Source organism: Nonomuraea coxensis DSM 45129 (assembly GCF_019397265.1).
Classification (GTDB): domain Bacteria; phylum Actinomycetota; class Actinomycetes; order Streptosporangiales; family Streptosporangiaceae; genus Nonomuraea; species Nonomuraea coxensis.
In genome coordinates this window covers 6515612-6528593 of sequence record NZ_CP068985.1, presented here as the reverse complement: position 1 = coordinate 6528593, position 12982 = coordinate 6515612, and the positions used below count along the sequence as shown (strand labels likewise).

Below are 12982 nucleotides of genomic sequence, written 5' to 3'. Positions count from 1 at the left end.
ATGAAAGCTGCGCCTGACGCCCAGAAGAGATTGCTCGACCTGGCAGAGCTCGACTCCGTGGCCGACCGGCTCGCCCATCGCCGCCGCACCCTGCCCGAGCTGGCCGAGATCGACGAGCGTTCCAAGCAGTACGCCAGGCTCGCCACCCAGGTCATCGAGGCCGAGACCGAGGCCGGCGACCTCGCCCGCGAGCAGACCAAGGCCGAGAGCGACGTCGACGCCGTACGCACCCGCGCCGACCGCGACCAGAAGCGCCTCGACTCCGGCGCCGTGACCTCCCCCCGTGACCTGGCGAGCCTGCAGTCCGAGATCGCCTCGCTGCACAAGCGGCAGGGCGACCTGGAGGAGGTCGTGCTGGAGATCATGGAGCGGCGCGAGGCCGCCGACAGCAAGGTGCGCGACCTGGTGGCCAAGCGCGACGAGGCCGCCGCCGCGCGCTCGGCCGCCGAGGATCGCCGCGACGCCGCGCTCAAGGAGATCGACAAGGAGGCGGCCGACGTCCAGGGCCGCCGCACCGGCGTCGCCGCCGAGATCCCCGCCGACCTGCTCAAGCTCTACGAGAAGCTCAGGGACCAGTACGGCGTCGGCGCCGCCATGCTCCGCCACGGCCGCTGCCAGGGCTGCAAGGTCGCCCTGTCCATCGCCGAGATGAACTCCATCAAGAGCGCACCCCACGACGAGGTGCTCCGCTGCGAGGAGTGCAGGCGGATCCTCGTCCGCACCGCAGAGTCCGGCCTGTGACCGACTACGTCATCGAGGCCGACGGCGGCTCGCGCGGCAACCCTGGCCCGGCCGGCTACGGCGCGGTCGTCAAGGACGCGGCGAGCGGCCAGGTGCTCGCCGAGGCCGCCGAGGCGATCGGCGTCACTACCAACAACGTGGCCGAATACCGCGGCCTCATCGCCGGCCTGCGGGCCGTGCTGCGGGTGGGCGGCGAGGGCGCGGCCGTCGCCGTCAGGATGGACTCCAAGCTGGTCGTCGAGCAGATGGCCGGACGCTGGAAGATCAAGAACGAAGGGCTGCGGCCGCTCGCCTCCGAGGCCGGCGCGCTGGTGCGGCGGCTGCGGGTCACGGAGTGGACCTGGATCCCGCGCGAACGCAACCAGCACGCCGACCGCCTGGCCAACGAGGCCATGGACGCCGCCGCCCAGGGCCTGCGGTGGAGGGCCGGCGGCACGAGCGACAGCGCCGAACCGGGATTGCCCCCTTCCCCCTCGCCCTCGCAGACTGACCTCCTGGACGTAAGCGGCATCGCCGCCCCGGCCAGGGGCACCGCAGCGCGGGCCTCGGACCTCTCCGCGCCCACCGCCTCCGTGGCCGCCGCCCAGCAGCGCACCCGGGCCGCCGGGAAGAAGGTGGAGACGGGCACCGGATGGCGTCCCCCCACCCGCGTCGCCACCTCCCTGCTCCTCCTCCGCCACGGCGAGACCGAGCTCTCCCTCGAACGCCGCTTCTCCGGCCTCGGCGACCCCGAGCTCACCCCCAACGGCCTGGCCCAGGCCGAGGCCGCCGCCGAACGCCTGTCGCGGGAGCCGTACCGTCCTGACGTGATCGTCTCCTCCCCGCTGCGGCGCGCCCGCCAGACCGCCGCCGCCGTCGCCGCCCGCACCGGCCTCGACGTCGAGGTGGACGACGACCTCAGGGAGGCCGACTTCGGCGCGTGGGAGGGCCACACCTTCACGGAGATCCAGCGCCGCTGGCCCGCCGAACTCGCCGCCTGGCTCGCCGACCCCGAGGCCGCCCCACCCGGCGGCGAGAGCTTCGCCGTCGCCGCCCGCCGCGTGGGGGCTGTGGGGGAGCGCCTGGTGGAGCGGTACGAGGGCAAGACCGTCCTCGCCGTCTCCCACGTCACCCCCATCAAGATGCTCCTGCGCCTGGCGCTCAAGGCCCCGCTGGAGTCGCTCTACCGCATGCACCTCGACCTGGCCTGCCTGAGCCTGATCGAGTACTACGCCGACGGCCCCGCCGTCGTGAAGTCCTTCAACGACACCGCACACCTGCGCTGACCTCGCGCTTACGCGGAGCTGTGGCCGTGCCGGGGTCCGCCAAGGCCCCGGCACGGCCGCCTGCGCATCGCCCCCCTCAGGCGATGACCTTGCCCATTCCACCGGGGCGATCTTGCGGCTGGGTTGAGAACGACTTGAAACTGATACCCTTTGCCAGACGAGTCGGCCGGGCGACCGCGTCGGGCCCCAGGGCCCGCCGAGGAAGGTCCGGGCTCCACAGGGCAGGGTGGTCGGTAACACCGACCCGGGGTGACCCGCGGGACAGTGCCACAGAAAGCAGACCGCCTCCCGCACGCCGGGAGGTAAGGGTGAAAGGGTGGTGTAAGAGACCACCAGCGCCCACGGCGACGTGGGCGGCTAGGTAAACCCCACCCGGAGCAAGGTCAAGAAGGAACGCTTCTCGGAGCATTCCGCGCGCGACGTTCGAGGGCTGCCCGCCCGAGCCGCGCGGGTAGACCGCTCGAGGCCGCCGGCAACGACGGCCCTAGATGGATGGTCGCCCCTTCACACGAAGGACAGAACCCGGCCTACAGGCCGACTCGTCACCCCATCAACCCTGTGACCTGCACCGCAGCCACTCTCAAGATCCGCCAGGGCACTTTCCGGGCACATTCAGCGCTGGCTTGAACGCCTTGTCCAGGGCATCACGGGCTCGGCAGGTCGCCTCCGGGACCAGGCGGCCGTACAGGTCCACAGTCGTGGTGATGGACTTGTGCCCCAGCCACCGGGACACCTCGGAGATCGGGACGCCTTCGGCCAGGGCGGTGCTCGCGAAGGTATGGCGTAGATCGTAAAAGGTCACGTCCTCGGGAAGGCCGGCGACCGCCAGGGCGGGTTTCCAGATCTTCTTGTTGAAGTAGTCGCGCCGGAGCAGGGTGCCCCGACCGGTTCGGCACAGCACAGCATCCGAGGCAAGCCCGAACCGCTTGGCATGTTGGTCGATCGCTGCCGCGACGAAGTCGGGCATGGGCACGTCTCGCAATGACGCGGAGGTCTTCGGCGGGCCGAGCTGCGGTCGTCGATCGATGACCACAACCTGCCGATCCACGGTGATCATGCCTTCGTCGCCGTTCACCCGGTTTAGGGAAAGACCCAAGCTGTGTGGCGCTCCGCGCAGGTTTGCGGCTGATACGGAAGGATGACGGACCATGTCGATCACTGCACCGAGGAGTCCGCGTTGGCTTCGCGGAACGGTTGTCGTGATGGCGCCGCTACTTCTGCTCTACGCGCTCTTCAAGACGCCTGTGTGGATCCACGACCATCAGTTGTCCCAGCTTGTGGACCGACTCGTAGAGTACCCGCCGCCACCCGGCGGCTCGCGGCCCGCCTTCTACGACCCGCAGTCAAGAGTAAGCGGCGACTCGGGCGACTGTACGTTCCACACCCGCTTTGACCTGGTCACGGATAGGCCGGTCGACGAGGTAGTGAAGCATTACGAGGCCGCCAAGATCGCTGACGGTGACGAGCGCTATTCCGAACTCTCGATCGGCGCCTGGGTGGAACACGGCTACCAGCAGCCGACGAGGCAAGAGGCCGGATATGAGTACCAGACCGTGATCGTCGACGTGGACATCGAATACTACGGAAGGACTCTCTGGGATCCCCGCTGCTGGTGAGATCTGACTTCGGGCGTGCCACACGCGTTAGGGCGCAGGCGGACGCAGCCGACCCCGAGAAGCGTGATTGGCTGAGAGCCCAAAGGGGAGCCAGACCGGAGCCACACAGGGCACACGAGCACGAACAGGTCTGAACCCGATTGATCGACCTGGCCTCGTACCCGAACCAGCGTGAACTGATCAAAACGCTGAACGTCTGGTTCGAGTCCTATCGCGGGAGCTCGGCTGAGCTGAGGCACGCACCTCAGGTTCCTTTCCTCGATCAAGGCAAGGGGGGCCGATCGTCACGCCGACCTCCGGGGAGGCCCGCACATGACTGCGGGTGCCGGGCTCGCTATGGTGGGGCTTCCCCTCCAGCCTTCTCTCCTCCGGGAAGTGTCACGTGCTCCGTCGTCACCGTTTAGGCGTTCCCGCCTTCATAGTCACGGGCGTCTACCTCTCCGCGCTGGTCGTCGCCGTCGTGGTCGCATTGGCTGCCGGCGACCTCGGCGCGTTGTGGTGGATGACGTTGTTCGCGGCACCGGACGCGAGCATCCAGGCGACGTGGCTGAACGTGCTCCTGCTGACGCTGGCGGGACTGGTGGTGGCCTGGGCGTTGTGGGAGTTCCTGCGAGGACCGCTGACTGGGGCGTCGGCGGAGCAGGACCGGGACACATGGCGCTTGCGCGTGGCGCTGTACGTCGCGGCAGCGTCAACCCTGGTCAATCCGTTCCTGGTGAGCTGGTCCCTGTGGGGGACCGTTGTGTCGTTCGTACCGATGGTTGGGGTCGTGCTCCTGCTCTCTCCGGTCGTGGGACGGACCCGAAGACATGTCCTCATCCTGCTGGTCTGCGGCATCCTTGGGTATGGGGGCGCCGCCGTCGGCTTGGGGTTGGCGTTGTCCGGGCACGCAGTCGGAGCTCTCGGGTTGGTCGCCGGCTTCGGGTCGTTGATCTGGAACGTGTTGGTCCTGCGGGCGCAGTGGGACAACGACCGCTTCCAGCGAGCCACTGTCAAGTACGGCATCCTCGCTCTGGTGCTGCCCCTCGTGCTCATGATGGCGGGCGGGTTGAGCGGAGTGCCGCGGGAGGTCTACGACGACGTGGTGGCGGTCGCAGGTGTCCTGGCCGTGGTCTGGCTGGCCCGTTCCGCCCACGACCTCGACGCGCCCTCGGCTGTGTCGGTCGCCTCCGCGTGACGCGGTCATCGGGTACGCATCCAGACACACAGTGGAAACATGGGCACTACGTATGGTCTGACGCCGAGGTCAGCTTGAACCGCCCCGGCTTTGATGGAGGACCTCAGCGGTTGATTGCTAGGGCTTCGTTGGGGTGGTGCTGGGCGTAGTAGATGGCCTCGAACTCGTTGTCCGATGGCTGAGTGCAGGCGGGTGGTGTTGAACCAGGCCACCCATTCGGCGGTGGCCAGTTCCACCTCGGCCAGGCTGCGCCAGGGGGCCTCGAAGCTGATCAGCTCGGTCTTGTAGAGGCCGATCTGCGTTTCCATCAGGGCGTCGCCGACGCTGCCGACGGTGCATTGATTGCCGGCATCGCTGTGAGAGGGCGTCACGACATTTCCAGGCGTCTATCCCGAGGCCGACTCGCTCTCTTCAACCGTTCGCACGCCTCGTCCACGACCTGCCACCATCGTGAAGATCACCCACAGCATCAAGCGTCAGAGCCAAGATCGCGTAGCTCCATCACGTGGCCGGGGGCCGTAGGCCGAGCCACTGCTCGGCGTCCCAGGCATGGAAGCGCTCGACCTCGGTGAACCCCAGTTTCGCCGCGAGACGCATCGAGCCGACGTTGGCGCTCTGGGTGGTGAGCACCACCGGCTCGCCGGGAAGAACGCCGTCGAACCAGCCGAGTGCCGCCGCGCACGCCTCGGCGGCGTACCCTTGTCCCCAGGCCTTCGGCAGGAACAGGTAACCGAGATCGGCCTTTCCCACGGCAGCCGGGCGACGGTGCTCGGCTGCTCTCCTGAGCAGGATCTGGCCGATCATCGCCCCGTCGAGCTCGACGACGAAACTCCCGGGCCATCGCTCGGGCACCTCGGGCATCTCGCGCTCAAGCTCGTCACGCGGGCGGGGACCGCCGAGGTAGGTGTGCACCTCTGGCGAGGCAAGCAGCTCGATGAACGTTGGACAGTCCAGCGCTTCGGGCTCACGGAGCACGAGCCGCTCGGTCCGGATCGGCTCAGGCGGCCAAGCCACCAGTCCTAGATCTGACATGCGCGCAGGCTAACAATCTTGTAGGACGACGTTCAACGTCTGCATGAACGCGTGGCTCACCGGCGAGCTATGGGCGCGGCTGGGTGAACGATCCCGGCTCTTTCGGCCGGCCGTAGCACCTAGGGGAGCTGACACGACCGACGGCAACACCCCCCTACTCTCACGACATCCGTTGAAAAGACCGGAGGAGCGGCGGAGTTCACACTTCCTTTTCCGCCAGCGCGCCCGAGGTTCCACCTCTCGCCATCGCCGCCTTGACCAGGCCCGTTTCTACTATCCTGGGGCACCGTGCAGATGAACCGGGTCGCCGTCGTCGGGTCCGGCGGGAGCGGTAAATCCTACGTGGCCCGCGAACTCGGCCGTCTGCTCGGTGCGCCGGTCACGCACCTCGACGCGGTCTACTACGACGACGAATGGAACCCGCTGCCGCCGGAGAAGTTCGAGGCGGCCCAGCGGGAGCTGGTCGCGGCACCGCGCTGGGTGATCGACGGCAACTACAACTCCTCGCTGCACGTCCGGCTGAAAGCGTGCGACACCGTGGTGATGACGGACGTGCCTACTGGGGTTGCCCTGTGGGGGATCTTCTCCCGCCAGCTCCGGCACGGCGCCGGTCAGCACACCTCCGGCGTCTACAACCGCATCCACTGGGGCGTGATCACCTACGTGGCCACCTACCGTCGGCGCATGCGACCCAAAGTGCTGGCAAAGACCGACGAACTCGCTGCGGGCAAGCCGGTGGTGTTCCTGACCAGCCGCGCCGAGACGCGCCGATGGCTGGAGCAGGTGGCTTCCGGCCGCTGCCCTGCGGGCGGCCAGGGATAGCTAGCATCCTGCTAGAGGAACCGTCAGCTAGGCCTCTACCGGGGCCGTCAGTGCCGCCCGCCGGTGCGGGCCGTTATATGAGGTCGCGAGAGCCTTTCGCCATTCGTCGCGGATCTCGCTTGCGCGCTTACGCGCTTCCTCCCGCGTCCTGAATTCCTCTCGGGGGTATGGAACGCCTTCCACGCGGCTGAGACGTGGCGACAGGTGGTACCGGTTCAGGAAGTAGTGGATGGAGAAAGCCTTGAGGCTGCCCATTCTTCCGTATTCGAGTCCGATGGCGTTGCTCTCGTACCAGACGATGGCTGGCACGATCACGTTCATCGTGCCGCTTTCTGTGCCGCGAGCTTGCCGTCCAACCTGGCAAGGTAGGGCGCGCCAGTGAGCTCGACGGGCAGTTCGTCAAGGTTCATGAGGCGTCCGCGAAGTAACCGGGGATCATTGCGGCGGTGGCGGCTGGATTCTCGTCTCCGATTACGTAGCGCTGATCGGGGAGGATCTCGTTGCTCTTGCTGGTCTGCGCGACTACGAGCACGTAGGCGAAAGACCGGGAGGCTATGTGGACGATCGCGAGGCGCTGGCCTTGCGAGCCGAACACCAGGAGTTCGGGCGGATACCTGTCTAGGTCCCACTTTGAATCTCGGTCGAAGCCGCCGGAGCGTAGCGAGAGCTTGAGCCACTGAGTGTTTTCCATCCTGAAGCCGCAGGTCGCGGGCATACTGCGCGAGTGGGTCTGATCGACAAGTAGAAGAGCCCCTGGTAGAAGGGTTGTCGACCAAGATCAACCGTTAGACCAGAGGCTCCGAGTTGCTGTTCTACCGCGCCGCGCTGCCGTTGTCACCTCAGACCCTGTCCTATCTGTCCGGCATCCTGCGCCGGCACCGCAAGACGATCAACTCGCCCTGGCGTCGCCTCAACCCCGGCCAACAAGCCCTGCTCGTCCTCGTCCACCTGCGCAAAGGCGAGACCCTGGCAGAGGTCGCCGCAGGCTTCGGCGTCGGCATCGCGACCGCCTGGCGCTACATCCATGAGGCCATCGCCCTGCTCGCCCGCCGCTCGCCCCGCCTGGAGCAGGTGTTACGCGCGGCCAAGCGGGCCGGCTACCCCTACCTGGTCCTGGACGGCACCCTCATCCCCATCGACCGCGTCGCCGCCGACCGGCCCTACTACTCCGGCAAACACAAGAAGCACGGCATGAACATCCAAATCCTGGCCACCCCCGACGGCACACCCTTGTGGACCTCCGGCTCCCTGCCCGGCTCCGTCCACGACCTCAAAGCCGCCCGGATCTGGGGCATCCTGCGCCGCCTCAAGGCCGCCGACCTGATCACCCTCGCCGACAAGGGCTACGTCGGAGCCGGCGAGCACGTACGCGTGCCCTACAAGGGCCGCAACAAGCCCGCCTCCCAGAAGGCCGCCAACGCCGCTCACGCCAAGCTCCGCGGACCGGGAGAACGGGCCAATGCACAACTGAAGACCTGGCGTATTCTGCGCAAACTCCGGTGCTGCCCACTCCTCGCAGGTCAGCTCGTCAAAGCGATCCTCGTCCTTCAGCGCCGCGAGGCGGGATGAAAAGCACTCACTCCACTTGCCGAGTACGCATGCCGCGCTCTGCCAGGAGTGCCGCGAGCTTGCCGAGAGCCGCGCAGTGGGCGGCGGCGGCCAGTTGAGTGATCGGCCTATGGGCGGCGAGGGGGGTTGTGTCCGGCAGCTCGCTGGTCATTGCGTCACCAATCCTTCGTGTATGGGCGCTTGTGTCACAACAAAATGCTTGTTGTTGTGTTTGAAACGACTGGGCGATGCTCCCTTGTTCTTCAAAGACTATTCCAAGCATGCTCCATAACAGCTACTTTCTTCACTAGGCGACTCCGACACCTTCCAACGAATAAGTTGTGGCTGTTGTTGTTGCTGGACACAACTTCTGTTGGAATCGGCGAACGGAGGATCGTATGCAAGCTCGAGTTTGGCCGTTATCCCGTCGCGTAAGCCCAGGTCAGCTCGTCGTCGCTGATTTTCGTGGGGTCGGGCTGTGTGGGCCGGATCGCGGAAAATCGTGAGGCGATGATCGCGCGGCGGAGCAGGGCGAGCATGTCGTCGAAGCTGGGTGCCGTCTTGGTGCGGTACCACGGGGCGCGGCGGCGGTGCTCGGCGACCACGTCGGTGGTGGTGTGTGCGTGGCGGGCGTACCAGACGATGACCAGGCTGTAGGCGATCATCCCCATGGGCAGGGTGCGCTCGACGGCCTTGGGAGTGCGGTTGCGGGCCTGGCCCACGCCGAGCAGATGGCGTGCCTCCAAGAATGCCTGTTCGATGCTCCACCTCCATGAGTAGCGGACCACAAGATCTTCAGCCGGGGTGTGCAGGTCGGTGGTGACCAGCGCGATGTCGAAGGTCTTGGCCGAATCGATGTCGCGAACCCAGATGACGCGGACCTTCGCCGCGCCGAAGCTGCCGTACCACAGGCAGACCAGTTCCGACACGCGCAGGGTGCGTTGCTTGTCATACAGCCGCAGCCGGTGGATCTTCCATGAGCGGCCGACGGCCAGCTCGTGCACCTGACCGAGGCGGTCGCCCTTGGTGCGGGGGCGGCCCCGCCGCTTGCCGCTGGGCTCGGGCGGCAGGGCGTACAGGACGGCGTTGCGGGGGATCCGGCACGTCCACGACACGCCTGTGGGCAGGTCGCGCAGGGGTTTTCCGTGGTAGGCGGCATCGGCGACGACGTGGATCCGGCGGCCTGCGGCGACATGGGCGAGCAGGCCGGTCAGCTCGGCGGCGATGGCGACCTTGCCCGGACCGTCCTTGACGTACAAGCGGACCAAGACCGGCAGACAGACCGCTCGAGGGAGAAACGGCAGGTGGACGACGATCCCCGCCGTGACGAAGCAGTTGCCGCGGCTGGTCTTCCTGCCGCCCGGCGCGGAGCCGTCGTACTGCCAGAACGCGCCGTGCACCTTCTTGCCGCTGCGGCGGGTGACGCTGTCGTCGATCGCCACCACGATCGGCGCGCCGGACTCGATGAACGAGGTGATGACCAGCCGTGCCGCGACCATGCCGACGTGGTCGATGCACCAGCAGGCGCGCGAGAAGAAGCGGTGCGCGCGCTCGTGCCGCCACAGCAGGTCCATCCCCGCGCCGACCAGCATCCCGGTGATCGTGCGAAACCGGGTGCAGGCCACCAAACCCGTGGTCAGCGCGCAGAACACCGGGAAAGTGGAGGAGGAGAAACAGCGTCGGAACTCTGCCAGCAGCCAGCGCCAGCTTGCCGGTAGGGTCGGTTCCGGAAACATCGGCGGACACCCCTCTGCGGAGACGGTGTGATGAGAACCGCCGATGTTTCCGCATGTCAGGGCACGGCCAAGAGGGAATGATCAGTTCATGGCCGGCACTTGACCACGCACTCAGCCGTCAGCTCCCCCGCTGCAGCCTGCATTCTCGTCTTCAAGATCGCGGAGATGGCCAAACTCCAGATGCAAGACCAGCCGGACTCGTCCGCGCCCGTGCCGCCCGAGGTCGCCTTTGGTCAGGAGCTGCGGAGGCTGCGCGAGGCTGAGGGTTGGTCGCAGGAGGCCCTAGGGCGAAGGATTCGCTGTTCGGGGACGTTGGTCGGTTACTACGAACTGGCGAAGCGCCCCGTCCCGGAGGAGTTCGTCAGACGGGCCGCGTCGCCTGAAGGTTTCGGTCCCAAGGGAGAACGGCTGATCGAGCTGTGGAAGGAGATCAACCCGCGAACATCCCCGCCGTGGTTTCGTCAGTGGCCAAAGATCGAAAAGCAAGCACGGATCATCCGCAGTTGGGAACCACTCATCGTCCCGGGCCTGCTCCAGACAGCCGACTACGCACGCGCGGTGCTCCGTGGAGTCCCCGGCCAGACACCTGAAGAGGTCGAACAAGCGCTACAGGTACGCCTACACCGGCAGAACATCTTTGACCGTGCGTCGGCGCCCATGTTGGCCGCCGTGATCGACGAAGGGGTCTTGCAGCGCCCGATCGGGGGCAGTCAGGTCATGCGGCAACAGCTTGAGTGGCTGCTCACGTTCGCAGGACATCCGAAGATCACGCTTCAGGTGGTCCCACTGGCGGCCGGTGTGACTACCGGTCTGCTCGGCGGCTTCGCCATCGCGACCCTTCCCGACGGGCATGGCTGGGCTTACCTGGAGTCGGCATCCAGTGGTCAGGTAACCGATCGCGTCGAGGAGGTTCAGGCTATTAGCCTGAGATATGACCTGATCCGCGCCTGGGCGCTCCCTTTGCACAGCAGCTTGGACGTGATCCGCGACGCGATAGCGAGGTATGAGGAATGAGTGAGGATCTGTCCCAGGAACTGGCCCATGCCGAGTGGCGTAAGGCCAGGGCTTCGGGCGCCAACAACGGGAACTGCCTGGAGGTGGCGCCGCTGTCCGGCGGACGTGTCGCCATCCGAGACACGGAAGCGCCTGAGCAGGCTCCGTACGTCGTGCGCGAGGCAGTGTGGGCCGCCTTCATCGACGGTGCCAAACGCGGCGAATTCGATTTCTGATCCGATTGTGAGAGGGCGACTGGTCGTACGGCTAGATTGCTCTGCATGGTCGCTGAGGGATCTTCGAAAGCCGCGTCCGCGCGGGTCCAGCTCACGGAGCGGATTCAGGCGATCACGCCCTGGGATCGGACGGAGGAGGAGCAGGCGGCCGGCGTGCTGGCCTGGATCGCCAGCGGGGCGCCGCTGTATCGGACCAGGAAGCCTGACGTTCCCGATCCGCACCTGGTGAGCTATTTCGTGGCGCTCAACCCGAACGAGGAGCTGCTGCTGGTGGCGCATCGGAAGGCCGGGCTGTGGTTGCCCAGCGGTGGGCATGTGGAGCCGGAGGAGGATCCCTGGGACACCGTCGTCCGGGAGTGCCAGGAGGAGTTGCACACGGCGGCGGTTCCGAGTGCCGTCAGTGGTGATCGGCCCTTTTTCGTCACGTCGGCGCGGACGCGGGGTGAGGGGGCGCACACTGATGTCTCGCTCTGGTACGTCCTGGATGTGGGCACCGTCACCACTTACGACCGGCGGGAGTTCTCGGCGATCAGGTGGGTGGCGCCACGGCGGCTGCTCGACGAGCCTGGCGAGCACCTTGATCCCCATCTGCACCGGTTCGCCGGGAAACTCATGGAACGGCTGGGCCGATGACGACCAGGAACACGCACTGCTCCTTCTGCGGCGCGGCCTTCGCGGGCGGGCAGCCGTGGCCGCGCACCTGTGCCGCGTGCGGGAACACCAGCTATCTCAATCCGCTCCCCGTCGCCGTGCTGGTGCTGCCCGTCGAGGGCGGGCGGGTGCTGGTGGTGCGGCGGGCGGTCGAGCCGCGGCGCGGGGAGCTGGCGCTGCCGGGCGGCTTCATCGACCTGGGGGAGTCGTGGCAGGAGGCGGCCGTACGGGAGCTGCGCGAGGAGACCGGGGTGGTCGTGGAGGCGCGGGAGGTGCGGCTGTTCGACGTGATCAGCGCGCCCGACGGGACGCTGCTGGTGTTCGGGGTCGGGCCGCGGGTGGCCGTCGACGCGCTTCCACCGGTGGTGGCGACCGCGGAGACGTCGGAGTGGCTGCTGATCGACGGGCCGCGGGAGCTGGCGTTCTCGCTGCACACGCGGGTGGTGGCGGCGTACTTCAGCGGAGAGGGCGCCGCCCTCAGTTAAGAGGGCGCCGAGCGCCCGCGGCCCTGAGTCGAACAGCCGGCAGGGGTCAGGCGCGGCGGGGCAGCCGGTACGTCAGGTGCGTGACGAGGGCGGTGCCCCACGGCTCCCCGGCCGGCTCGAGGTCCAGGTTCTGCATCCCGGCGAGCAGCCGTTCGCCCCGCCCCAGGAAGACGGGCGCGACGTGCAGGCGCAGCTCGTCGATCAGCCCCGCCGCCAGATACTGGTTGACCGTGTGCGCCCCGCCCGCGACGGCGACCGCCCGGTCGCCCGCCGCCTCCCGCGCCCGCTCCAGGGCGGCCTCGATGCCGTCGGTGACGAAGTGGAACGTCGTCCCGCCCTTCATCGTCAGCGGCTCGCGCGGGTGGTGGGTGAGGACGAAGACCGGCGCGTGGTAGGGAGGCTCCTCGCCCCACCAGCCGGTCCAGCCGAGGTCCCACGCCCCGCGCCCGGGGCTGAACATGTTGCGGCCCATGATGAACGCCCCCGCGTCCGTTATGCCCGCGATGACCTCGGCGTGCGCCTCCGGCTCGTCGACCATCCAGCGGGTCAGCCGCCCGTCCTCGCCCTCGCCGAACGGGTTGCGCAGGCTCTGGTTGGGGCCCGCCGTGAAGCCGTCCAGTGACATCGCCATGTCGCAGGTGACCTTGCTCATCTCGCATTCTCCTTCGTGGTGGAGCGGT

16 protein-coding genes, 1 other RNA gene and 1 pseudogene are annotated in these 12982 nt (G+C 67.5%); 11 read left to right on the top strand and 7 right to left on the bottom strand.

The window, feature by feature from the left end; translation table 11 throughout:
- The 3 genes from Nocox_RS30600 (at position 1) to rnpB (ending at position 2552) form a co-directional block, all read left to right on the top strand.
- On the top strand, positions 1–741 hold the full coding sequence (locus Nocox_RS30600; RefSeq protein WP_026214064.1) for a zinc ribbon domain-containing protein: 741 nt from the start codon (positions 1–3) through the stop codon (positions 739–741).
- A complete protein-coding gene (locus tag Nocox_RS30595; RefSeq protein WP_020541885.1) occupies positions 738–2006 on the top strand; it encodes a bifunctional RNase H/acid phosphatase in 1269 nt (422 codons plus the stop codon). Before Nocox_RS30600 ends, Nocox_RS30595 begins: the two co-directional genes overlap by 4 nt.
- Before the next feature lie 158 nt (positions 2007–2164).
- Positions 2165–2552, top strand: an RNA gene (gene rnpB / locus Nocox_RS30590) — RNase P RNA component class A.
- 34 nt (positions 2553–2586) lie between these two features.
- Here rnpB and Nocox_RS30585 read toward each other — a convergent pair.
- Positions 2587–3081, bottom strand: coding sequence for a tyrosine-type recombinase/integrase (locus Nocox_RS30585; RefSeq protein ID WP_157382906.1), 495 nt, complete (start codon positions 3079–3081; stop codon positions 2587–2589).
- A gap of 73 nt (positions 3082–3154) precedes the next feature.
- Between Nocox_RS30585 and Nocox_RS30580 the strand changes: the two genes are divergently transcribed.
- Both Nocox_RS30580 and Nocox_RS30575 read left to right on the top strand, forming a co-directional pair.
- A complete protein-coding gene (locus Nocox_RS30580; RefSeq protein ID WP_246649606.1) occupies positions 3155–3622 on the top strand; it encodes a hypothetical protein in 468 nt (155 codons plus the stop codon).
- A 382-nt stretch (positions 3623–4004) separates the two neighbouring features.
- The gene (locus tag Nocox_RS30575) at positions 4005–4799 is read left to right on the top strand and encodes a hypothetical protein (RefSeq protein WP_020541882.1); all 795 of its coding nucleotides are present in this window, start codon (positions 4005–4007) and stop codon (positions 4797–4799) included.
- A gap of 170 nt (positions 4800–4969) precedes the next feature.
- On the opposite strand, the pseudogene Nocox_RS43365 reads toward Nocox_RS30575, so the two are convergent.
- Both Nocox_RS43365 and Nocox_RS30565 read right to left on the bottom strand, forming a co-directional pair.
- Positions 4970–5158, bottom strand: a pseudogene (locus Nocox_RS43365) (integrase core domain-containing protein); the annotation flags it as partial.
- Positions 5159–5300: 142 nt separating this feature from the next.
- Positions 5301–5831: a GNAT family N-acetyltransferase gene (locus Nocox_RS30565; protein WP_020541880.1), complete on the bottom strand. Its 531-nt coding sequence runs from the start codon at positions 5829–5831 to the stop codon at positions 5301–5303.
- A gap of 294 nt (positions 5832–6125) precedes the next feature.
- Between Nocox_RS30565 and Nocox_RS30560 the strand changes: the two genes are divergently transcribed.
- Positions 6126–6653, top strand: a complete 528-nt coding sequence (locus Nocox_RS30560; protein ID WP_026214063.1) for a P-loop NTPase family protein — start codon at positions 6126–6128, stop codon at positions 6651–6653.
- A 27-nt stretch (positions 6654–6680) separates the two neighbouring features.
- Here the strand turns inward: Nocox_RS30560 and Nocox_RS30555 are convergent, their stop codons facing one another.
- Positions 6681–6974 carry a hypothetical protein gene (locus Nocox_RS30555; protein WP_157382905.1) on the bottom strand — a complete coding sequence of 98 codons (294 nt, stop codon included), beginning with the start codon at positions 6972–6974 and terminating at the stop codon, positions 6681–6683.
- 85 nt (positions 6975–7059) lie between these two features.
- On the bottom strand, positions 7060–7368 hold the full coding sequence (locus tag Nocox_RS30550; protein WP_020541878.1) for a hypothetical protein: 309 nt from the start codon (positions 7366–7368) through the stop codon (positions 7060–7062).
- Positions 7369–7457: 89 nt separating this feature from the next.
- On the opposite strand from Nocox_RS30550, the gene Nocox_RS30545 reads away from it, so the two are divergent.
- Positions 7458–8222 (top strand): transposase family protein, encoded by a 765-nt coding sequence (locus Nocox_RS30545; protein WP_219495520.1) that lies wholly within the window; start codon positions 7458–7460, stop codon positions 8220–8222.
- 398 nt (positions 8223–8620) lie between these two features.
- Here Nocox_RS30545 and Nocox_RS30540 read toward each other — a convergent pair whose 3' ends face one another.
- Positions 8621–9853 carry an IS701 family transposase gene (locus Nocox_RS30540; RefSeq protein WP_157383002.1) on the bottom strand — a complete coding sequence of 411 codons (1233 nt, stop codon included), beginning with the start codon at positions 9851–9853 and terminating at the stop codon, positions 8621–8623.
- A gap of 249 nt (positions 9854–10102) precedes the next feature.
- On the opposite strand from Nocox_RS30540, the gene Nocox_RS30535 reads away from it, so the two are divergent.
- Genes Nocox_RS30535 through Nocox_RS30520 form a run of 4 tightly spaced genes read left to right on the top strand, consistent with a single transcriptional unit; the run spans position 10103 to position 12302 of the window.
- Positions 10103–10951, top strand: a complete 849-nt coding sequence (locus tag Nocox_RS30535; protein WP_157383003.1) for a helix-turn-helix domain-containing protein — start codon at positions 10103–10105, stop codon at positions 10949–10951.
- The gene (locus Nocox_RS30530) at positions 10948–11166 is read left to right on the top strand and encodes a DUF397 domain-containing protein (RefSeq protein WP_020542825.1); all 219 of its coding nucleotides are present in this window, start codon (positions 10948–10950) and stop codon (positions 11164–11166) included. Before Nocox_RS30535 ends, Nocox_RS30530 begins: the two co-directional genes overlap by 4 nt.
- A 45-nt stretch (positions 11167–11211) precedes the next feature.
- On the top strand, positions 11212–11799 hold the full coding sequence (locus Nocox_RS30525) for an NUDIX domain-containing protein (RefSeq protein WP_020542826.1): 588 nt from the start codon (positions 11212–11214) through the stop codon (positions 11797–11799).
- Positions 11796–12302, top strand: coding sequence for an NUDIX domain-containing protein (locus tag Nocox_RS30520; protein WP_020542827.1), 507 nt, complete (start codon positions 11796–11798; stop codon positions 12300–12302). The genes Nocox_RS30525 and Nocox_RS30520 overlap by 4 nt, the downstream gene beginning before the upstream one ends.
- A gap of 46 nt (positions 12303–12348) precedes the next feature.
- On the opposite strand, the gene Nocox_RS30515 is transcribed toward Nocox_RS30520, so the two are convergent.
- Entirely contained in the window at positions 12349–12954 is a 606-nt protein-coding gene (locus tag Nocox_RS30515) for a dihydrofolate reductase family protein (RefSeq protein ID WP_020542828.1), read from the bottom strand.
- Between the last annotated feature and the right edge of the window lie 28 nt (positions 12955–12982).

Bases quoted from the DNA above. Each gene is read 5' to 3' on its own strand.
- Nocox_RS30525 (WP_020542826.1), top strand. From the start codon at position 11,212: ATGGTCGCTGAGGGATCTTCGAAAGCCGCGTCCGCGCGGGTCCAGCTC.
- Nocox_RS30580 (WP_246649606.1), top strand. From the start codon at position 3,155: ATGTCGATCACTGCACCGAGGAGTCCGCGTTGGCTTCGCGGAACGGTT.
- Nocox_RS30565 (WP_020541880.1), bottom strand. From the start codon at position 5,831: ATGTCAGATCTAGGACTGGTGGCTTGGCCGCCTGAGCCGATCCGGACC.
- Nocox_RS30535 (WP_157383003.1), top strand. From the start codon at position 10,103: ATGGCCAAACTCCAGATGCAAGACCAGCCGGACTCGTCCGCGCCCGTG.
- Nocox_RS30520 (WP_020542827.1), top strand. From the start codon at position 11,796: ATGACGACCAGGAACACGCACTGCTCCTTCTGCGGCGCGGCCTTCGCG.
- Nocox_RS30555 (WP_157382905.1), bottom strand. From the start codon at position 6,974: ATGAACGTGATCGTGCCAGCCATCGTCTGGTACGAGAGCAACGCCATC.
- Nocox_RS30550 (WP_020541878.1), bottom strand. From the start codon at position 7,368: ATGCCCGCGACCTGCGGCTTCAGGATGGAAAACACTCAGTGGCTCAAG.
- Nocox_RS30560 (WP_026214063.1), top strand. From the start codon at position 6,126: ATGAACCGGGTCGCCGTCGTCGGGTCCGGCGGGAGCGGTAAATCCTAC.
- Nocox_RS30515 (WP_020542828.1), bottom strand. From the start codon at position 12,954: ATGAGCAAGGTCACCTGCGACATGGCGATGTCACTGGACGGCTTCACG.
- Nocox_RS30530 (WP_020542825.1), top strand. From the start codon at position 10,948: ATGAGTGAGGATCTGTCCCAGGAACTGGCCCATGCCGAGTGGCGTAAG.
- Nocox_RS30600 (WP_026214064.1), top strand. From the start codon at position 1: ATGAAAGCTGCGCCTGACGCCCAGAAGAGATTGCTCGACCTGGCAGAG.